An 18,342-nucleotide genomic window follows, 5' to 3' on the forward strand; every position below is an offset into this window, starting at 1 on the left:
GCTATCCATCAGGCAGCCGGCGCGGCCTCCACAGCTTCTGTGGGGGCCGGAGCCTTGGCTGGTTCCGGGACCATGAACTTCGGCAGGAGGACCTGCACAATCGGACCGATTGCCAAGGCATAGACCACGGTGCCCACGCCCACCGATCCACCCAGCAGGAAGCCCACGGCCAGGACCACCACTTCAATTCCGGTCCGGACAAGGCGGACAGACCACCCTGTCCGGCGAACCAGTCCCGTCATCAGGCCGTCACGCGCTCCCGGGCCGAGGCGTGCTCCGATGTAGCAAGCGGACGCGATTCCATTGAGGATCACCGCGCCGGCCAGCAGCGCAATTTGTCCTCCCAGGTGTGAGAACTCCGGGATCAGCCATAAGCCCAGATCAGCAAAGACTCCCACAAGGATGGCGTTTGCCAAGGTGCCGAATCCGGGCATTTGCCGCAGCGGTATCCAGAGGAGCAGGACGAGGAAGCTGACGGCGATCACCACAACCCCGATGCTGAATCCGGTCTTTTCCGAAACGCCCTGATGGAAGACATCCCAAGGGTCAAGGCCAAGCCCGGCGCGGATGAACATGGCCAGGGAAATGCCGTACATCGCCAGGCCGATCAGGAGTTGAGTGATTCTTCGGGTCATCATGGATCCATACTCGCGAAGAACTGGCCTTGTATTCCATAGCCAGTTTGCAATACTGGTCCTATGCCCGGCTCACTGAATCCCACCGCACTCGTCCGCCTCCTGGGCTCTTGGAGCAACGGAGCGCTACCCGCCTACCGTGAGCTGGCCGACGTCGTGCGTTTACTGGTGATGGATGGGCGCATTCCGCTGGACGTCGCGCTGCCCAGTGAGCGTGCGCTGGCGCAGACGCTTGGCCTGAGCCGCACCACGGTCACCGCGGCTTATGCGAACCTGCGCGAGCAAGGCTTTCTCACCGCTGGCCAAGGCAGCCGGGGCAGGACGAGCATTCCCCACCGCAGCGCACCGGTGAGCGTACCGGGCCTTGCCGCCCCCGAGGGACTCCAGGATCTTGCCTACGCATCGCTTCCCGCCGCCGGAGAAGTTGTGCACCGGGCGTTCGCCGACGCCCTCACTGAATTGCCGGCGCTACTGCCCGGTTTCGGGTACGACGCCCTTGGAGTGCCGGCCCTGCGTGAGGCGATCGCGCAGAAGTACTCTGCTGAAGGAGTGCCCACTACGGCGGACCAGATCCTGGTGACGTCCGGCGCGCAGCATGCCCTGAACATCGTTCTCCATACCCTCGTCGGGAAGCAGGACAGGGTTCTGGTGGAACACCCTACCTATCCCAACGCCCTGGACGCTATCCGGGCGGCTGGCTGCAAAGTGCTGCCTGTGGCGTTATCGCCGCACGCTTCCTCTGGCTGGGAAATCGACGCGTTCGTTTCCACCATGAACCAGCAGCACCCCTCAATGGCCTACGTTGTTCCGGACTTCCACAACCCAACCGGGCGCATCATGTCAGACCTTCAGCGCCGCCAGTTGGCACGGGCGGCTGCTTCTGCCGGGACGGTGCTTGTGGTGGACGAGACGTTGCGCGGGTTGAACCTCGACGGCGTCCAGTCGGCGCCTATGTCAACCTTCAGTCCCAGCGTTGTTTCGATCGGGTCGCTCAGCAAATCCCATTGGGCCGGGCTCAGGACGGGCTGGATCCGGGCGGAGGAGGCCATGATCACCAGGTTCGTGGCGACGAGAACCACCATGGACCTGGGCGGTCCGGTGGTTGAGCAGTTAGCTGCCGCGCGGCTGGTGAGGTCATTCGCAGAACCGCTCGATGCCCGCCTGCAGGAGTTGCGGCACAACCGGGAATCGCTGCTGGCGCTGCTTGCTGAACATCTGCCGGAATGGGAAGTGGAAAGGCCGCTCGGCGGGCTCACCGCTTGGTGCCGCCTGCCCACTGCATGCAGCACCGCCCTCACCGTGCTGGCGCCGGATTTCGGGCTTCGGCTGGCGGCGGGACCGCGATTCGGAGTGGGCGGCGCGTTCGAGCATTACCTGCGCGTCCCCTACACCTTGCCGCCGGCGCAGCTGGAATTCGCCGTGGGTGCGTTGCGAGCGGCCCAGGACAAGCTCGACGCTTCTCCCCAACTCCGCCGGACCCTCAAGGCCGGGCGGCCACCCGCCGTCGCAGTCGCCTAGGCGCTTTTGGCAGGCGCCGCTGCAGCTGAACCCATGCGCTGTTTCGCCGTGTTGCTGCCCGGTCCGACGGGGACATGGGAGGTGGCCTTCGCCAAGCCAAAAAGCGGCATCCCATTGTACACCACTTCAATGCCCGACGCCGGAACCTGGTACGTCTCGTGCCACACCCCAATATCACCGCTGCCGGCAATCTCCTTCATGAATTTCCGCCACGGACCCAGATGTGGGGAATCACGGTCCGCTGCGAAGCGCCTCAGATGCTCTGGGCTTTCCCAGTAACTGAGCAGGATTGTGGTCCGCCCAAACCATTGCTCGCTGCCAAGCAACCCGGCCTCGGGGTTGGCGGCGAGGTGTCGCATCATCATGGGCATGGCTGATGCCACACGACCCACTTTGCCCATCTTCCACCAACGGTTGGCTCGCATCCCGATCAGGAAGACAGTCACTGTTTCACGCCCGATGTCCGCGGTAAAACGTCCGGGAAAGATCTCCTGTGCCATGTCGCTCCTTTTGGTGGGGAATTTTCGGGATTTCCCAGTTTCGTAACGATGTTATGAAACGATGTTATGAAACACTTGAAGGCATGGCAAGACCCGTCCTTCATGATCAGCACGTCCAGCAACGGCTTCTGGCAGTGACCGCAGAACTTGTGGACCGCGAAGGTCCCGCGCGGGTCACTCTCCGCGATGTTGCCGCAGCCGCAGACACATCCACCTCTGCGATCTACTCGCTCTTCGGCGGGAAAGCGCAACTCCTGACGGCCGCCGTCGACGACGGTTTTCGCTCCTTTGGGGAGTCCCAGCAGGCTGCGGCAAAAGACGGACTCCTAGGCCTGGGCAGCGCCTACCGCGAGTGGGCCTTGCAGCATCCGGCCCTTTACCGGCTGATGTTCGGTGGCGCACTGGCCGCCTATGTAGATTGCAGCCCGACGCCGGAAGTCGCCTCGGCGTCCATGCTTCCCCTGGTGGAGGCGGTAGTTGCCGCCCAAACGGCCGGGAGGATCCGTTCCGATGATCCCTCCGTCATCGCAATGGCCATCTGGGGGCAGGTGCACGGGCTCGTCAGCCTGGAGCTGGCGCAAGTGGACAATCGCGGCACGGACTGGGCAGGAATCTACGAGGCCTCCCTCGAAGCAGTTGCCCGCGCGTGGGCCCAGTAAACGCAAAGTCACTGGCGGGAAACCCCTACGTATAAACGTTCTCCAAGAACGCGCCCCACGCCTTGGCAGTGAGGTCCGAGTCTCCGGATCCACCGAACTCATGCACGGTCATGCCAACCGGCGCACCGAAGGCGTTCCGGCCGAAGAAACGGTACATGGTGTCCGATGTCCTGAGCCCGAGGAAGTTCTCATTCGAGAAGTCCACCTCCCCGCTCAGCCGGCCCACGCCGTCGACGTCCACCTCAAAAGGTGTGCCGGCGGCAAGACCATCCACGCCCAAAGCCTTTTTCAGTTGCACAAATCCGTCGGGAGTCTGCGATGAAGCAGGCGCCTGGATATCCGTGAAGACCACGGGCTGACCATCGAAATACTGCAGGTACTGGCCCAGGGTGTGGAGGTAAAACTCCGTGTGCTTGCTGGCGCCGTCGTACTGTTCGTCCCAGTTGTCGGCAAAGATCCCGCTGTGGACGTAGTGGAGCTTTGCCCGGCCACCCTCCACAGGCTCCAGGACGTGCTCCAACTGGTTGAACCAACCGTTGGGACCCTCCATCCGCGACACAAGATGGGTGGGATATTCCTCCACCGTTTTCACATCGGGCCACTGATCCGTGGGGAACATCCAGGCCGCCGTGTCCTTGGTGACCGCCTGCCACACCCGCTCGGGAGTGCCCGGCAGTTCGGCGTCCGCCACAATTTCGAATTTCCGGTTGTCAGTCATTGCCTTGTTCCTTTTCTGCTGATTTTTCCGTTGACGGGGTCTTGAATGCGGGGTGAAGTACGACGACGAGCCGGTGCTTGCGTGCCCCGCTCGCCACTGCGGCAGCACCGCCGTCGTGATACTTATCGACGAGCCGCGTCACCGCTACGCCCAGCTCTTCTGCGAAAGCGGCGCGTTCTGCGGCTGAACGGAAAGTAATTTCGCCGTCGATCGCGAAACTTGCGAGCTTTTTCTTGGCGGCGGCAGCACCGGAGATGAGCTTCCCCATTTCCTGGACCGTGCGGGAGGCGAGCGCCAGGAGCCAGAAGGCGGAGAACCTGTCGGCGAAACGCTGCGGATCCGGGGCCACCGAAGCCAGGGCGACGGGTGAGATCAGGTACGAGGCCGCCGTCGCTTGAAGAACGCGTTCGGTGACGTTGCCCTTGCGGCGTTCTTCCACAAGCTCCACCAAGCCATGCCGCTCGAGTGCCTTGAGGTGATAGTTGACCTTTTGCCGGGGCAGCCCTACCTTGGCGGCCAGTTGAGTGGCCGACCCCGGAACGGCGAGCTCCTGCAGTATGCGCGTGCGGATCGGATCCAGCGAAGCCTCTGCGGCGGCTGCGTCCTCAATCACTTCGATGTCCAACATGCTTCCAGTCTGCCTACCGACAATTTTTATTGTCAAGAACTTTTTTATCGTCGGTTTCCAGCTGCGTTGCGGGGCCTGATTTGCGTGCTCCTCGGGCCCAATGCCACGCAGGGCAGGCCCCACAACGAGAGCCACAGTAGAATTGTCCGGTGATGCAATCCCCCCTTCCCGTGCGCGACGGCGTAAACGCAACCCGCCTGCGCCTCCCGGACGAAGGGCCATGGGATACGGCGATGGACTACATGATGCATCGCTGGGGGCACATCGACCCCCAAGGCATCGAGGACCGCTTCGATGCCGGCGAGATCGTTGGCGAAGGCGGAGTGCGCCTGAACCGAAGCACCAAGCTCGAGGACCACACCTTCATTTGGTATTACCGGACACTCCCTCCGGAGACCCGCCTGCCCGTGGAAATCAACATCCTGCACCAAGACGAACACATCCTCGTGGTGGACAAGCCGCATTTCCTGCCCACAACGCCCGGCGGCACGTACATCCAAGAGTCCGCCTTGGTCCGCCTGCGGAACCTCCTCGATCTTCCTGACCTCATTCCGATGCACCGCCTCGACCGCATGACCGCCGGCATTTTGCTGCTCTCAACCAACCCCGAGACCCGCGGCCGGTACCAGGTTCTCTTTGAGAAACGCCAGGTCCAGAAGGAATACGAGTGTGTGTCCGCCGCGGCGCCAGCGGACGGCTATCCCGCCGTCGAATTCCCCGTAGTGGTCCGCAACCGCATGACCAAGTCCCGCAGCTATCTGCTCGCCGAAGTTATCGACGGCGAACCGAACGCGGAAACGCGCATCGAACGGGTCAGGACGTTCGACGCCGGTGACGCTACCGATGGCACGGCTACTTCTCCCCGTGCCCTGTACAGGCTTGAACCGCACACCGGCAAAACGCATCAGCTCCGGGTCCACATGGCATCGCTGGGTCTGGGCATCGTCAACGACGCCTTCTATCCGGACCTCCTGGACAAGGCCCCGGACGACTACAGCAAGCCGCTTCAATTGCTGGCCCGCGGCATCACCTTCGTGGATCCCATCACCAAGGAGCGCGTGGAATACCGTAGCCAACTGGAACTCAGCGAAGCCCACGGCTGAGCCCGCCCCGGAGGGAGAACCTATTCCTTCAGGTTGGGCCCGGGTCTACCATGATTCTGCTGGGCAGCATCCGGGAGCGTCTGATGGATAGTTTCGTTGAGGTCCCAGGCGCTAAGACTGCATCCGTCTTCGCCTACTCTGCCGCTGCGGTGGGCGTGGCAGGGGTTCTTACGCTTGGCGCCATGTTTGCCATTGAAGTGCCCAAGGGCGGCCCCTTCGTGTTTGGGACCATCAACGACGCCACCGGAGCTGTATTCAACGTCCTGGTCATTCCGGTGATCCTCCAAGTGCACAAACGTCTTCCCGAATCCCGTTGGAATGGGCCGTTGAAATGGATCACTGTGGGCGCTTGTGCTGCCGGCGCAGCAAGTTCCGCACTGCTGGTGTTCAAAGTCCTGGACTTCACACCATCTACCGTGGTGTCCGTTGCTGCCATTACCGTCCAGGCCGCATGGTTTTTGGTGGCAAACAACAAACTTCGCAGCGTTGATCGATACCCCCGGGAACTGGCACAACTTGGACGGTTCATCGGGGGTGCACTGCTTGTGGGGCTGCCCGTGGCCGGCCTTGGCTACCTGATACCCGGCCCGGAATGGCTGAAATATGTGGTCATGGGGGCTGGCTTCGTTGCCGGTTCGGCGTCGTGGGTGGCGTGGCCATACTGGTACTTCAAAGCAGGCAGGTTCCTGCGCCATAAAGGCGCGGTCCAACCGGCGGGCGGTGCACCTATGGGCCGTCCCGAACCCGCCTGAACGACGAGCAGCCCAGCGGCCGGTCAGGACTGCAACACAGACCGGAAGATCGCCGTCGTATCCGCGGAAAACAGCACGAACTCCACCAGCTCAAGTCCGCCGTCCCTCGCGGCACCTTCTGAAGACGCAGACGAAAACGAGCCCACGGCGTCGAACGCTACTTCCGCGACCTCTCGGGCATCCCAACCATAGATTCCGGCGCTGATCGCCGGAAAAGCGACGGACCGTGCACCCACCGTAATCAGGCTTTCCCGGAAGCAAGAGGCGAGCAGAGCAGGATCGGTTTGGCCAGCGTGCCGGTTGGGACCCACAGTATGAATCACCCAGCGCGCCGGGAGCCTGAACCCGGGAGTCACGACGGCGGCGCCGACCGGCAGCCCGTCCGGCACTTTGGTGCGACGAACCTCGCGACAGGCCTCAAGCAGTTCTGGCCCGGCGGCCCTGTGGATGGCGCCGTCCACTCCCCCTCCACCGAGCAATGACGAGTTGGCCGCGTTGACGATCGCGTCGACGTCGCGCGTGGTGATGTCCGCGTGCATGATTTTGATCTGCATTGCGCCAGTCTCCCGCCGAGCGGCGAGACCGGCAAGTGCGGTACCTTGTGCGAATGGACTTCATCGCCCCCGACACGTGGGGATCCGCAATTTACTTGTGGATCGTTCCCATGGTCCTGGGCGATGCCATCTTCCCGCCGATCCCGTCCGAAATGGTGGTCATCACCGGCGGAGCGCTGGCAGCCGACGGACACGCCAATTTCTGGCTCATCCTGCTGCTTGCAGCTTTCGCGTCCTGGCTCGGAGACATGGCAGTCTACTTGCTGTTCAAGCGGCGGGTGAGCCACGTACTGGATCGCTGGGCATGGGGCCGGAAAGTCCACCGTGGAATCCACGAGGCCATCGCCAAGGCAGGCCGATCCTCCACTTATGGGGCTATCATCGGTGCCCGGTTCGTTCCTGGCGGCAGGCTCGCAACCTCGTCCGCGGCCGGAATCGCCAACGTCTCTGTCCGCGGTTTCAGCCTCTGCGCCGGACTGGGCGCAGTGCTTTGGGCCGTGTGGCAAGTAGGCCTGGGCTACTTTACGGGCTCTACAACCAAACTCCCGTTCTGGGCCAGCTCACTGATCGGAGTGGGCGTCGGCCTGGTCATCGGCGTAGTGGTGGGGCTGATCGTCACGCGGCGGCGCGGGAACCGCTCCCCTGTTGATGAACCGTTCGACGGCGACGTACCCCAACCGGAATAGCGTCTGCCTAGATCGGCGCCCAGCGTCCGCGGCTGCGGCGCAGCACGTAGAGGCTCCCGGTCAGCGCAACGCGTTCGACGGCGTCGCGCATCATGGCAGCGGAGGTCCGCGCTTCGTCGTTCTCACCCGTGTAATCGCGGGCATCCACCATGAAGCGGAGGCTGAGCTGCGGGACCCCTCCCACGATATCGAGCTGGTTCGATTCGACATGATGGCGGGTTTCCAAAGCTTCGATGGCCGCCGCCATGACCGACTCGGGAGGGTTGCCAGGCTTGAGGCCAGTGATCTTCAACTTGGTCTGGAACGACGGCATCCAACAACCCTAACGCTCAGGCGCAGGTGCTTTAAGCCGGAACGCTCCCCCACCCCGATCGGCATTTCGAGGGGTGAGAGAGCGTTCGGGAAAAACCAAGAGGATGTGCGAGAGCGTCTAGCCTGTGTTCCGAAGGCCGGCCGCAACACCGTTGACGGTTATCAGCATGGCGCGCTGAAGCCGTTCATCAATCTCTGCGCCGGACACCGATTCCTCGCGGACACGGCGAAGCAGCTCCACCTGCAAGTAACTGATCGGGTCCAGATACTGATCACGGATTTCCAGCGATCGCTTCAGGGTGGGCTGGGCGTCAAGGAGTTCAATCTCCCCGGTCAGCCGCTCGATTTCAGCAACTGTGAGCTCGTACTCGTCCCGGATCATGTGGAACAAGCGGTGCAGTTCCTCAGGAACCAAGGAAGAAACGTAGTGTCCCGCGATTTCCATGTCGGTCTTGGCCAACGTCATTTCGACGTTGGAGATGACCGACCGGAAGAAATGCCAACGATCCATCATTTCCATAAGCTGCTCAGCGTCACCGGCTTCCCGTGCCGCTTTCAGGCCTGAGCCCACACCAAACCAGCCGGGAACGATCTGGCGCGACTGCGTCCAACCGAACACCCACGGGATGGCGCGAAGCCCACCCAGGCCAGCACCCGAATCAGGACGCTTGGAGGGTCGCGATCCGATATTCAAGGAACCCAGCTGCTCCACGGGCGTGGACGCCAGGAAATAGGCCGGAAGATCGGCGTCGTCGATCAATGCCCGGTAGCGTGCAAAGGCAGCATCGGAAATGGTTTCCATGACGTTCGCGTAGCGCTCGCGCTCGTTTTCGGAGGTTCGCGGAGTCCGGTGCAAGGCAGAGCCCTGCATGACGGCTGCCAAGGACAGCTCAAGGTTCTCGCGGGCAAGCTCGGGAAGTGAGTACTTGTCCGAGATGACCTCGCCCTGCTCGGTGAACTTGATTTCGCCCTCGAGCACACCATTGGGCTGGGCCATGATGGCGTCATACGTAGGACCACCACCACGGCCTACGGAACCACCACGGCCATGGAACAGGCGGACCCTCACGCCGTGCTTGGCAGCCACATCGCGCAGCTTCCGTTGGGTCTTGTGGATCTCCCACTGGCTGGTCATCACACCGGATTCCTTGTTGGAATCGGAGTACCCGAGCATGATTTCCTGGACGTCGCCGCGGAGACGGACCAGTTCACGGTAGGAGGGATCCGAGAGCAACTGATCCACAATCTCAGCGGATGCGCGGAGCTCCTCCACGGTTTCCAGCAGCGGTGCAAAGCCGATCTTGGCGTGCGCCTTTTCCCCGAAGAGGTCAATCAAACCGGCCTCGCGTGCCAGCACAGCGGCGGCCAGGACGTCGTCGGCGCCCCGGGTCATGGAAATGATGTATGTTTCCACAACGTCCGGACCGTAAGTGTGCAGGGCCTGGCGGATGCTCCGGAAGACGTCGTAGGTGCCATCCGCGGCGCCGTCGAGCTTGATCGGGTGGCCGGAGAGTGGACGGCGTGAGGCCAGCTCGGCTCCAAGGAATTCGAAACGTTCCTCACGGGTCAAGGAGGCGTATGGCTTCTCGCTACCAAGACGGTCCACGAGCTGTCCGACGGCATCGTGGTGGTAATCGGCATGCTCACGGATGTCCAGGGTTGCCAGGTGAAGGCCGAAGGCTGCGATCGCACGGCGAACACGGGCCAAGGCGCCGTCGGCAACAAGACCCGCAGCGTGGTTCCGGAGCGAGGCTTCGAGCAGGCCGAACTCGGCCAACAGCTCACTTGTGGTGGAGTAGTCCCGCCCGGGCTCATGATAGGTCGAGGCGGAAACGCGGCGGCCCGTATTGATGAGCTTGGCCTTGATACACGTGAGCTTGAGTCGATAAGGCTCCTGGGCATTCAGCTCCAGGATGCGCTTGTCCAGACCGGGGAGGTTCTTGAGGTCCACGTCGATCGAATCCAGCAGCTCTTGGTCAGCCCCGAACAACGCGGTGGAGTTGGACAGGACCGAGATCAGCTCGTCGATCAGCGCGATACTGATCCGAACCGCGTTCTGGTTCTGCAACTGCAGGATTTCGCGTGTAACTGCCGCGGTAACGTTCGGGTTTCCATCGCGGTCGCCACCGATCCAGGAACCGAAACGCAGCGGCGCGCTGGCAGCGGGCAGGACCACGCCGTGCTCGGCAAGGAGTTCAGAGAGGTCAGTCAGCATCTCCGGCATGGCATCGGTGAGGATGCTGTTCAGGTAATAGATCGCGTTCCGCGCTTCATCCACGGGCGTCGGCCGGACCTGGCGAAGCTCATCGGTCTGCCACATTTGGTCGATGATTTCCGAGAGTTGGCGATCCTGGCGGCGTCGGGCAGAGGTTCCCTCTTCCGTGGGCTGGGCCAACACGTCAGAGAGCTTGCGGACCTTGTCCAGCACTGAGCGTCGCGAGGCCTCCGTGGGATGTGCCGTGAAAATGGGCCGCACATCGAGCTCGTTCACAACATCCTGAAGGACCTGCGGCCCAGCCTGGCCGGCAATTTCCGTAACGGCCTTCGCAAGCCAGCCGTCCTTCTCCTGTCGGGTCCTCAGCCCGCGGACGCGGTGGACCTGCTCGGCTGCATTGCTGAGGTGGAAATAGAACGCGAAGGCACGGACCAGATCCGTCGCCTGGTCCAGCGGGAGGGAGGCGAGCAACTCGCGGACCTGGGCTACGACGTCGTGCGCGCTCCATGGACCGGTCGCGTCCGCCCCGCCCCGTGCGGCTTCTTTGGATTCCTTCGTCAGCAGGCGGACCTGCTCCACGAGCTGCAGCAATTCCGGGCCGTGTTGTCGCACCAGGGACTCACCCAACAGGGTGGAAACGCGGCGCACGTCGGCCCGCAGTTCTGCTGCGAGATCGGTGTCTTGATGGGCAGTGTGAACCATGGATGCTTACCTTCGGGATCTGGTTTGGCTCGTACACTGCGCTGGATACTGTGAGCCGGGTTACTAATGTTTCCTACGGGATCTTACCCGCACAGGACTCTACTGCGGGAATACGTCTCAGATTTTGGCGTCCCCGGACTGCTGCTTGGCTATCCTGTCGGCCGACGGCGGCAGGACCACCTTCCCGGCGAACAGACTGACCTCTGCGGTGCCGGGGCCGGCTACCAATTTCTCGTGCCTTCGCTGCCGCATCTCCTCGCGGGCTGCCGCGGCCTCAATTTTGGTCGGCGCACCAGTGGACGGCTCGATCATGGAAAGGACACTCCCGAGCGTGCCCGTTGCCCCCTTCGCGGAAACGCCCTTCTGCACCAGCCGCGTGCCAGCCCAAACCGACCCCACAATCAGTGCAAGGCTTACCACTGCCGCCATTACGGATTCCATGCCCATGCGCTCAGGGTACGCCTCGGGATGGGCACCGGACAGACCGTAATTACCGGGCCCAAGCGTTCCGCAAGACCTCCCAATGACCGGCGGTCATGAGGCTTGCGGGCGTCACGGACACGGATGTGGCCCCGCCCCGGGCAGCCTCGCGCAAAGCGGTTTCGAACCTTTCCGGGGAGATCGTGCCGTCATCGGACCAGAGACCGACAGACAATGACATGCGGGAGCCCGCGCGGCGGGTCAGGGCTTTTGCGAGATCCTTCGTCTGCGGCGAGCGCTCGGCGTTAATTCCTACGTACTCCCAAACGTGGAGCCGATCGAGCTGCTTGAGCAAGAGGTCGTAGTCATGGCCGCTGTCGGCGCGGTCCGCCGACGGTGAATCCCGCGGCGAGCGCACATCCATCTCCAGCCGGACACCATAGGGGTCGACGGCGGCTCCCACCCTGCGCACGATGTCAGCCATGGCTTCGCTCCGCCACGTGCTGATCCGGGCATCCGATTGGTCGATCCCGCCTTCGCGGTTTCTGGGCCAGTCATCTTCTCCGGTGGTGGCTTTGAAGTCATCGAAGTCTTCACTGCCAAAGGTGAAATCATCGAACATCAATTCCGTGAGATTCACCGCCGTGGGCCGGTACTTCTTCGCGACGGCAGCAGCCAAGGAAGCCAGTCGGGCACCGGCCTTGCCGTGCCGCAGGGACGACACACTGGCAAAGGCTTTGGACCGCTCCCCAGCGATATTCCGACCCGCCAGGGAGGGGTCCTCACTCAGCGCACGGCCCAACAGGACGTCGATCGTGAGGATCACATCACGTTCCTTGCCATTTTTCGCCAATGCTGAGATCGCCTCCCCCACGAAGTCCCGCCCAGTGCGGGAAACCTCATCAGAGATCGCGTCGGTTTGGCCGGGCCAGGGAAAGGCCGTCCAATCTGTGCGTCCCACGGAGATCGATACGGCGGTGGCGTCCACAGCTTCCAATCGTTCCGCCAAATCCACAAGGTGCGACGGGTCCTCGTTGATGACGTCCTCAAAGCCAAGATTCACCATGCGGTCCGTAGGACGATGCTCCGGTTCTTCTGCGCATGCAGCGACACCCGTCAACGCAACGCCAAGGAGAACGGAGCCCACCAGGGCAGCACTTAGCCTGGCAACCAGCATCGTGGATCCAAGAGCCTTCATACGCCTGCCTCGTAGCGGGGGCCGGCCTCTGTGGCAGTTACGGAAATAACGCCCGTCCGTTGGAGCTTGTTCCAGACGGCAGGGGTGCCGCGGATCTCCTTGATGATTGCGCTGGCTAGAGCCAGGCCAACGAATACCGAATACAGGGGCCACAGGGGCAGCGTCCATAGAAAGCGAAGGTCCTTCCATGAACGGTTGAGGCCAATGGAGAACACAATCAGAGCCAAGGACACAAACAGTCCCAACCAGCCAAGAATGGCGAGGACTTCAGCGGGTACGGGACCTGAACCGGCAAGGTAGAGGAACGGCAGCACCGCCAAAATGGCAAGTTGCAGCACAGGAATCACCACCATGGTGATGGCGTTGAACAAAAGAAACATGCCAAACAGCCCGTAACGCCGCCGCCCAAGCATCCCGATATGCATCCGGAGCGTCTGGAGCAGGCCCCGCGACCACCGAACGCGCTGCCGCCACAATCCGCCCATCGTTGACGGCGACTCGGCATAGACCAGGGCTGAGGGCTGGAACCTCACCCGGTAGCCAGCCTTATAGACACGCCAAGTGAGCTCAAGATCCTCACCGAGCGTATCCTCGTGAAAACCGCCTACCAGTTGGACTACGTCACGGCGGAAGGCACCTATATTCCCGGAGACGATTGGCAGGCAATGCAACAAGGACAAGGCCCTACGGACCAGGCCTGTCCCGACGTGGCTTAGGACGGCAAGCATCATCGTTTGAACGCGATTCAGGTTAACCGGCCGGTCGTCGCCGCATACCGCTCCCACCTTGGCGTGATCAAAACCCTCGAGCATGCGCATCAGGGTGTCGGGGGCAAATATCCCATCGGCGTCGACAAACATCAGGATGTCTCCATTGGCCTCGGCGATGCCATAGTTGAGCGCAGCGCCTTTCCCTGCATTCGCTTGGGTGAGAAATCGGACCCGATCATACTGATCTGCAAGTCCTGCCATGATGCTGGCGGTGGAATCAGTGGAACCGTCGTCCACCAGAATCACTTCCAAGCGTAAATAGCGGCTGGCAAGTATCGACTCGACGCAACTGGTGATCACCACGGCCTCGTTATAGCCGGGCACGATCACAGAGACCAGGGGCCGGTCAGTGATGACGGAGTAGCGATGCTTGGCAGAGTTGGAACGGTAAAGCCGGTTGAAATACAAGGCCAGTGGAACGTAGACGATCTTGACCACTCCGAAACTGAGAATCAGCACGCCCCCAACCTGGACAAACGCCAGGGCAGCATCAAGAGGTGTCACGCAGGCCTTCCGGTCATTCGACCGGCGACAAATCGGTCCAGGACGTTCTCCAGGAGTTCGGGGGCGAACGCACTGTTTGCACCGAACCTCGCGTTGATCTCCAGTACCACCGGACTTCCGTCCTGCAGGCGGCGCACGTCCACGTCGATGGGTCCTATCAACCCGAGCGCTGTCACGGCTGAATCGGCCAATTGGGCCACATCGGCGCTCTCGGCGCCCTCGACCCTCCTGACAGACACGGCATTACCCACGCGTCCCTCTTTGAGTTCCGTCTTCTCCAGCACCACCACAAGATCGTCCTGGCCCGGCTCAGGCCTGTGGCGGAGGACCACGGGCGCGTACTCCGTTCCAGGTGCGAATCGTTGCACAATCCAGGAATCGTCCAAGGAGGACCAGACGTGGGCGGCGTTCCGGCCGCCGTCGGCAGTCTTTTCCAGTACCTGAACCCCGCGTCCCCCGCGGGAAATGCGTGGCTTGACCACTAGGGATCCCCCTAGCCGCGCCATCGCCTGATCGACAGAGGCGAAATCGCCGGGCAACCCGAAATCGGGGACAGCGACGCCTGCATTGGCGAGGCACGTCATGGTGAGGAATTTGTCATTCGCGATTCGAACGGGTGCGGGGTCGGCAATAAGGACCTCGACATTAGGAGTGAAGCCTTGCCGGGCTTCGGAAACCAGGACGAGTTCATCGCTGACGGTGGGCACCACAAGATCGATGCCATGGGCGCCCACAAGTCCCCGCAGTTCCCATAGGTAGTCGGGAGAACTGGAGGCCGATACCAAGGAGACCATGTGAGCCGCGGAACCGTTGACCGCTTGCATATCAACGCCCAGGACCCAATGCCCCAGTTCTCTTAGCTGGCGCGCCAAGGAGGAGCCAGCTGGTCCTCCAACGCCTGTTACGAGTACCCGAACCATCAGAACTCCCCTACGGCCGAGCCAAGCAGTCGAACAGGTTCGAAACCCTCTGCATACGTGGTCTTCACTTGCGAGCCCCTGAACGCTGCGAGGCTGCGTACTCTTTCTGCACTCATGTAAGGCTTGCCCTTTTGGTTCCGGTGCATGGCAACGGCGTGAATCTTTACGTCCACATACCCCGCGATATCCACGAAGACGCTGGGATCGAACTGCCGTGTAGATGAGGGACTCTCGAAGCACAGGATGGAGGAGTGCTGGCGGGCTGCCCGCATGGTCGCACTGTGTACGGCCTGATGGTCCTGGTGATAATCGTTACGGGAATGGGTAATCACAACGTCGGGGCGGAAATCGCCCATCACAGCCTCAATCGCCTGGACCATTTCATCCCCATGTTCCGCGAGGCTGGTGTCCGTAAAGTCGTGGACATGCACCTTGGAGGCACCCATGAAATCCGAGCCTGACGCGGCTTCGGTCACACGGATGGCGCTGTCGCCTCCCTTGCCGCCTGAGCTCATCACCATGGTTCGGACTTCGTGCCCGGCATCGGCCAATTTGGCGAGGGTTGCACCGCAGGCCAATTCCAGATCGTCAGGGTGGGCTCCTATGGCCAGCACCCTTCGGGGTTGCAAGGCCACACCGTGGTGAATCCTGAAGGCGGGCGCGACAAGAAAGCCCACAATCAACCCCGCTCCTGTAAGCAGGACTACGACCTCAAGCCACGGGCGGTGCGCCGGCTCCATTGCGCACCCCACCAGTGACAGCAGCAACAGGGCGCCCAAACTTGCCATGGCCCATCGGAGGCCATGCGGCGAGCTGAACCTGCGGACGAACCATTTTTGACCGATCGGGACCAAAGCCCAAACCGCCGCCAACGCGCCCAGCAAGCCTGCAACGGCCAACAACGTTGCTTTCATATTTCCCCTAAATTGCACAGATAAAAGGGCGGCTGCCTTCTCAGGGCACCGCCTCTGAGTTAGTGGCCGTCGCAATAGGTTCGTGACGCTGTATCTGGCAATGATTCGTGGTCAGTACTTGTGCACAAATTCGCCCGCTGCAAGACCGCTCCCACTCAAGGAATATGTCAGGACACCGGCGCCCTTTTTACGCTTGGACTGGGCGGACACCTGAAAATGGAGGTCGTTCCGCCGGGCCGAAGCTGTAATGCAGGTGACGGCCGTCCGCCCCTCCATGGAGCAGGACCACCCCTCCGGGGCAAGCAGCGAACTCTCCTGGATCCGTGCATCCATCTCCACTGAGAACACGGCTTTGGCCGGTCCCAGGGACTGTGAGCCGCCGATCCCAAAATCCACCTCCATGGCCGTCATGCCCGCACCACGGTCCTTTGGTATCCGCACCGACGCTGTCACCGCTACAAGTGACGCGGGAAGGGCTGTTGCCGCTGGCGAGGCCGGGTCCGGCGAGGGAGCAGACTGTTGAGGCGCCGGCTGGGATTCCACGCCCGACGGTACCGGGGCAGCGACCACGGGTTCGGCCCCGGCGTTTGACTCCTCGGGCCCAGCGTTTGACTCCTCGCGCCCGGCGTCTGACGGCGCTGGCTCAACCGCGGCTGGTGACACAGGCGATGGCAAGCTCGGTAGCGGGGTCGCCGTGGGAGTTGGGGCGGGGGCCCCTACAAATGACTCCTGACGGGAGGAACTTGTCTCAATGGCCAACTGCTCCATAGGGACATCCGGCGTCAAGCGACCAACGATTCCAACCGCGCCTAGAGCCAGGCCCAAACCGGCCACCGCTACCATGGCCATTACCGCTGGTTGCCCAATAGCCGGCACCACGATCGCCGCCTTGATGGGGACCAGCCCGCCCAGAAAACCTAATCCGGCACCCTTGGCTGCCAAGGTGGCGAGAGGTATGCCAGTTACCAGCGGGATAAGCACAGCCCGCATGGTTCCCTGAACGTCCTTTAGTTCCGAGAGGGCGCCGGTGCATTTCGAGCAACCACTAAGGTGTTGACGCATTTTGCGTTCAGCAATCCTTGAAAGTCCTCCTCGAATGAATGTACCGAGCTTTGATGCGAATCCGGCGCACTCACTGTCCAGTTCTTCCGCCACGTGGGCCTGCAGGTATTGCCGCCTTAGGCCTTCCCGTGCCCGGAGCGCCAGTGCTGACACGGCATTCGCAGACAGACCCAGTAGTGGTGCCACCGCCGCTGGCTTCATTCTTTCCACGTCCAGATACCACAGCACGGCCTGCCACCGTTCGGGAAGCGCGCGAAATGCCTTTGCCACCGTATGCGATTCGAAGGCTTTGACTACGGCGTCGGGATCCGGCAACGTACGGTCAAGAATGGCGTCGTCACTGCTGGGCAGCGACCGCCCGGCCTTCCGGTTCCGATGATGTGACAGGCGGGTGACAGTGGACAGCAGGTACGCCCTGAAGAAGTTGTCCGGCCCCCGTCCCGCAACCAGGCTCTGCAATACGGCTTGGAAAGCCTCGGCCACAACATCCTCGGCGTCGCTTGGATTGTCCACGTTTCGCCGGGCCACTGTGGACGCGACAGACACATGACGTTCATACAGTTCGTCGAATGCGGACATGTCACCGCCACGCACTAACCCGATAAGATGACCGTCGCTCTCAACTCCTGCGCTGGAAGCGTTGTCAGTACCTGTCCCGGATGCCATTTAAGGCACCCCCACAACGTAAAAAATCGTGCCCATATATACGCAGTGGGCACCAAGCCCAGGTCATGACGCGAATTTGTATAGACTCTTTACCAAAGAGATCCTTATACCGCTTTTCGTCATGAATCCTTATTCGGACGCACTATTCGGATATGACATCGTTCCGGACAAAATCATTCGCTGAATGCACATTTTCCCGACACCTGTTGATGCGCAGATGGCAGACCACCAGCTATCAGCATGGTTGGCGGTTCCCTGCAGACTGGTTCCTGCCCGAGGTCCGAACGGTGGTGACGTCGCTGGCCACTCGGTCCAGTGTTCCACCTCCTACGGCACGGTCCTTGGGCGCGGCGCGAGCCCGGAACGGCGTTGGAATCAGTGAAACCATGACGGACTTCCGCGCACTCTTCCTTGCAGCAGACCGGAACATGGACATCGAGGCCCTCCAATCCCTGGCTGAAGGATGGGCAGAGGCCGCCGAATCCGCACCGCCGATTTCGTGCACGGACGTTCAGACCGGGCTGGCCACGCAAGCCCATTTCCAGCGGCGTATCCACGAACTCTCCATTTTTGGAACGGCATGTTCCCACCCGTACGCTCTTGCGATCCTGTCACTGCCCCAACCCCTTGAGAGCCGCGGCCATCGCTGGACCCTTCTGGCGCGGCTCGGCGAAACTGTTCAACGGCAGCTGCACGGGACAGGTGCTACGGCCATGTACAAGAACTCCGCTGTCCACGTGCTGTTGCCCCTCTCAGCAGGCAATCTTGGGCAGCTCATGGAGTGCAGGACTGCCATGGAAAGCCTGGGTGAAGGAGCTCTCCGGCCCGCGCGCATGCAGTTCTTCCCGTTGGCAAATGCCCCTTCAGAACCAGCGCCTCAGGATTACATTCCCGAAGCAATGTGAG

At 61.9% G+C, this 18,342-nt stretch carries 19 protein-coding genes; 6 read left to right on the top strand and 13 right to left on the bottom strand.

Annotated features, from left to right (window positions below; genetic code table 11):
• Positions 1 to 8: 8 nt before the first annotated feature.
• On the bottom strand, positions 9 to 638 hold the full coding sequence (yczE, locus tag KSW38_RS00810; RefSeq protein WP_216921566.1) for a membrane protein YczE: 630 nt from the start codon (positions 636 to 638) through the stop codon (positions 9 to 11).
• A gap of 60 nt (positions 639 to 698) precedes the next feature.
• On the opposite strand from yczE, the gene yczR reads away from it, so the two are divergent.
• The gene (gene yczR / locus KSW38_RS00815) at positions 699 to 2,153 is read left to right on the top strand and encodes a MocR-like transcription factor YczR (RefSeq protein WP_216921569.1); all 1,455 of its coding nucleotides are present in this window, start codon (positions 699 to 701) and stop codon (positions 2,151 to 2,153) included.
• Here the strand turns inward: yczR and KSW38_RS00820 are convergent.
• Positions 2,150 to 2,653 (bottom strand): DUF4188 domain-containing protein, encoded by a 504-nt coding sequence (locus tag KSW38_RS00820; RefSeq protein WP_216921572.1) that lies wholly within the window; start codon positions 2,651 to 2,653, stop codon positions 2,150 to 2,152. The genes yczR and KSW38_RS00820 overlap by 4 nt on opposite strands.
• A gap of 83 nt (positions 2,654 to 2,736) precedes the next feature.
• Between KSW38_RS00820 and KSW38_RS00825 the strand changes: the two genes are divergently transcribed.
• A complete protein-coding gene (locus KSW38_RS00825; protein ID WP_216921575.1) occupies positions 2,737 to 3,312 on the top strand; it encodes a TetR-like C-terminal domain-containing protein in 576 nt (191 codons plus the stop codon).
• Positions 3,313 to 3,337: 25 nt separating this feature from the next.
• Here KSW38_RS00825 and KSW38_RS00830 read toward each other — a convergent pair whose 3' ends face one another.
• Together KSW38_RS00830 and KSW38_RS00835 are read right to left on the bottom strand one after the other, a co-directional pair.
• Entirely contained in the window at positions 3,338 to 4,030 is a 693-nt protein-coding gene (locus KSW38_RS00830; RefSeq protein ID WP_216921578.1) for an SRPBCC family protein, read from the bottom strand.
• Entirely contained in the window at positions 4,023 to 4,658 is a 636-nt protein-coding gene (locus tag KSW38_RS00835; RefSeq protein ID WP_216921580.1) for an ArsR/SmtB family transcription factor, read from the bottom strand. The genes KSW38_RS00830 and KSW38_RS00835 overlap by 8 nt, the downstream gene beginning before the upstream one ends.
• Before the next feature lie 152 nt (positions 4,659 to 4,810).
• Here KSW38_RS00835 and KSW38_RS00840 point away from each other — a divergent pair, with 152 nt between their 5' ends.
• Together KSW38_RS00840 and KSW38_RS00845 are read left to right on the top strand one after the other, a co-directional pair.
• Entirely contained in the window at positions 4,811 to 5,761 is a 951-nt protein-coding gene (locus KSW38_RS00840) for an RluA family pseudouridine synthase (RefSeq protein WP_216922776.1), read from the top strand.
• A gap of 83 nt (positions 5,762 to 5,844) precedes the next feature.
• Positions 5,845 to 6,513 carry a hypothetical protein gene (locus tag KSW38_RS00845; RefSeq protein WP_216921583.1) on the top strand — a complete coding sequence of 223 codons (669 nt, stop codon included), beginning with the start codon at positions 5,845 to 5,847 and terminating at the stop codon, positions 6,511 to 6,513.
• A 23-nt stretch (positions 6,514 to 6,536) separates the two neighbouring features.
• Here the strand turns inward: KSW38_RS00845 and KSW38_RS00850 are convergent, their stop codons facing one another.
• Complete coding sequence (locus KSW38_RS00850; RefSeq protein WP_216921586.1) at positions 6,537 to 7,067, bottom strand: O-acetyl-ADP-ribose deacetylase; 531 nt, start codon at positions 7,065 to 7,067, stop codon at positions 6,537 to 6,539.
• 53 nt (positions 7,068 to 7,120) lie between these two features.
• Between KSW38_RS00850 and KSW38_RS00855 the strand changes: the two genes are divergently transcribed.
• On the top strand, positions 7,121 to 7,753 hold the full coding sequence (locus KSW38_RS00855) for a DedA family protein (protein WP_216921589.1): 633 nt from the start codon (positions 7,121 to 7,123) through the stop codon (positions 7,751 to 7,753).
• A gap of 7 nt (positions 7,754 to 7,760) precedes the next feature.
• Here the strand turns inward: KSW38_RS00855 and KSW38_RS00860 are convergent, their stop codons facing one another.
• The 8 genes from KSW38_RS00860 to KSW38_RS00895 form a co-directional block, all read right to left on the bottom strand.
• The gene (locus KSW38_RS00860; protein ID WP_216921592.1) at positions 7,761 to 8,066 is read right to left on the bottom strand and encodes a hypothetical protein; all 306 of its coding nucleotides are present in this window, start codon (positions 8,064 to 8,066) and stop codon (positions 7,761 to 7,763) included.
• 117 nt (positions 8,067 to 8,183) lie between these two features.
• The gene (gene ppc, locus KSW38_RS00865) at positions 8,184 to 10,982 is read right to left on the bottom strand and encodes a phosphoenolpyruvate carboxylase (protein ID WP_216921595.1); all 2,799 of its coding nucleotides are present in this window, start codon (positions 10,980 to 10,982) and stop codon (positions 8,184 to 8,186) included.
• 117 nt (positions 10,983 to 11,099) lie between these two features.
• Entirely contained in the window at positions 11,100 to 11,429 is a 330-nt protein-coding gene (locus KSW38_RS00870; RefSeq protein WP_216921598.1) for a hypothetical protein, read from the bottom strand.
• 43 nt (positions 11,430 to 11,472) lie between these two features.
• Positions 11,473 to 12,600, bottom strand: a complete 1,128-nt coding sequence (locus tag KSW38_RS00875; RefSeq protein ID WP_254185940.1) for a hypothetical protein — start codon at positions 12,598 to 12,600, stop codon at positions 11,473 to 11,475.
• Positions 12,597 to 13,874, bottom strand: coding sequence for a glycosyltransferase family 2 protein (locus KSW38_RS00880; protein WP_216921599.1), 1,278 nt, complete (start codon positions 13,872 to 13,874; stop codon positions 12,597 to 12,599). The genes KSW38_RS00875 and KSW38_RS00880 overlap by 4 nt, the downstream gene beginning before the upstream one ends.
• The gene (locus KSW38_RS00885) at positions 13,871 to 14,794 is read right to left on the bottom strand and encodes an ATP-grasp domain-containing protein (RefSeq protein WP_216921602.1); all 924 of its coding nucleotides are present in this window, start codon (positions 14,792 to 14,794) and stop codon (positions 13,871 to 13,873) included. The genes KSW38_RS00880 and KSW38_RS00885 overlap by 4 nt, the downstream gene beginning before the upstream one ends.
• Positions 14,794 to 15,708 (bottom strand): PIG-L deacetylase family protein, encoded by a 915-nt coding sequence (locus tag KSW38_RS00890; RefSeq protein WP_223947926.1) that lies wholly within the window; start codon positions 15,706 to 15,708, stop codon positions 14,794 to 14,796. Before KSW38_RS00890 ends, KSW38_RS00885 begins: the two co-directional genes overlap by 1 nt.
• 111 nt (positions 15,709 to 15,819) lie before the next feature.
• Positions 15,820 to 17,349, bottom strand: coding sequence for a sigma-70 family RNA polymerase sigma factor (locus KSW38_RS00895; protein WP_216921605.1), 1,530 nt, complete (start codon positions 17,347 to 17,349; stop codon positions 15,820 to 15,822).
• Between the two features lie 296 nt (positions 17,350 to 17,645).
• Here KSW38_RS00895 and KSW38_RS00900 point away from each other — a divergent pair, with 296 nt between their 5' ends.
• The gene (locus KSW38_RS00900; protein ID WP_254185941.1) at positions 17,646 to 18,341 is read left to right on the top strand and encodes a hypothetical protein; all 696 of its coding nucleotides are present in this window, start codon (positions 17,646 to 17,648) and stop codon (positions 18,339 to 18,341) included.
• Position 18,342: the final 1 nt, after the last annotated feature.

It is taken from the genome of Paenarthrobacter aromaticivorans, from assembly GCF_019038615.1.
Lineage (GTDB): Bacteria > Actinomycetota > Actinomycetes > Actinomycetales > Micrococcaceae > Arthrobacter > Arthrobacter aromaticivorans.

Excerpts from the sequence above, each read along its gene's own strand:
- yczE (WP_216921566.1), bottom strand. The coding sequence starts at position 638 with ATGATGACCCGAAGAATCACTCAACTCCTGATCGGCCTGGCGATGTAC.
- yczR (WP_216921569.1), top strand. The coding sequence starts at position 699 with ATGCCCGGCTCACTGAATCCCACCGCACTCGTCCGCCTCCTGGGCTCT.
- KSW38_RS00820 (WP_216921572.1), bottom strand. The coding sequence starts at position 2,653 with ATGGCACAGGAGATCTTTCCCGGACGTTTTACCGCGGACATCGGGCGT.
- KSW38_RS00825 (WP_216921575.1), top strand. The coding sequence starts at position 2,737 with ATGGCAAGACCCGTCCTTCATGATCAGCACGTCCAGCAACGGCTTCTG.
- KSW38_RS00830 (WP_216921578.1), bottom strand. The coding sequence starts at position 4,030 with ATGACTGACAACCGGAAATTCGAAATTGTGGCGGACGCCGAACTGCCG.
- KSW38_RS00835 (WP_216921580.1), bottom strand. The coding sequence starts at position 4,658 with ATGTTGGACATCGAAGTGATTGAGGACGCAGCCGCCGCAGAGGCTTCG.
- KSW38_RS00840 (WP_216922776.1), top strand. The coding sequence starts at position 4,811 with ATGCAATCCCCCCTTCCCGTGCGCGACGGCGTAAACGCAACCCGCCTG.
- KSW38_RS00845 (WP_216921583.1), top strand. The coding sequence starts at position 5,845 with ATGGATAGTTTCGTTGAGGTCCCAGGCGCTAAGACTGCATCCGTCTTC.
- KSW38_RS00850 (WP_216921586.1), bottom strand. The coding sequence starts at position 7,067 with ATGCAGATCAAAATCATGCACGCGGACATCACCACGCGCGACGTCGAC.
- KSW38_RS00855 (WP_216921589.1), top strand. The coding sequence starts at position 7,121 with ATGGACTTCATCGCCCCCGACACGTGGGGATCCGCAATTTACTTGTGG.
- KSW38_RS00860 (WP_216921592.1), bottom strand. The coding sequence starts at position 8,066 with ATGCCGTCGTTCCAGACCAAGTTGAAGATCACTGGCCTCAAGCCTGGC.
- ppc (WP_216921595.1), bottom strand. The coding sequence starts at position 10,982 with ATGGTTCACACTGCCCATCAAGACACCGATCTCGCAGCAGAACTGCGG.
- KSW38_RS00870 (WP_216921598.1), bottom strand. The coding sequence starts at position 11,429 with ATGGGCATGGAATCCGTAATGGCGGCAGTGGTAAGCCTTGCACTGATT.
- KSW38_RS00875 (WP_254185940.1), bottom strand. The coding sequence starts at position 12,600 with ATGAAGGCTCTTGGATCCACGATGCTGGTTGCCAGGCTAAGTGCTGCC.
- KSW38_RS00885 (WP_216921602.1), bottom strand. The coding sequence starts at position 14,794 with ATGGTTCGGGTACTCGTAACAGGCGTTGGAGGACCAGCTGGCTCCTCC.
- KSW38_RS00890 (WP_223947926.1), bottom strand. The coding sequence starts at position 15,708 with ATGAAAGCAACGTTGTTGGCCGTTGCAGGCTTGCTGGGCGCGTTGGCG.
- KSW38_RS00895 (WP_216921605.1), bottom strand. The coding sequence starts at position 17,349 with ATGTCCGCATTCGACGAACTGTATGAACGTCATGTGTCTGTCGCGTCC.
- KSW38_RS00900 (WP_254185941.1), top strand. The coding sequence starts at position 17,646 with ATGCGCAGATGGCAGACCACCAGCTATCAGCATGGTTGGCGGTTCCCT.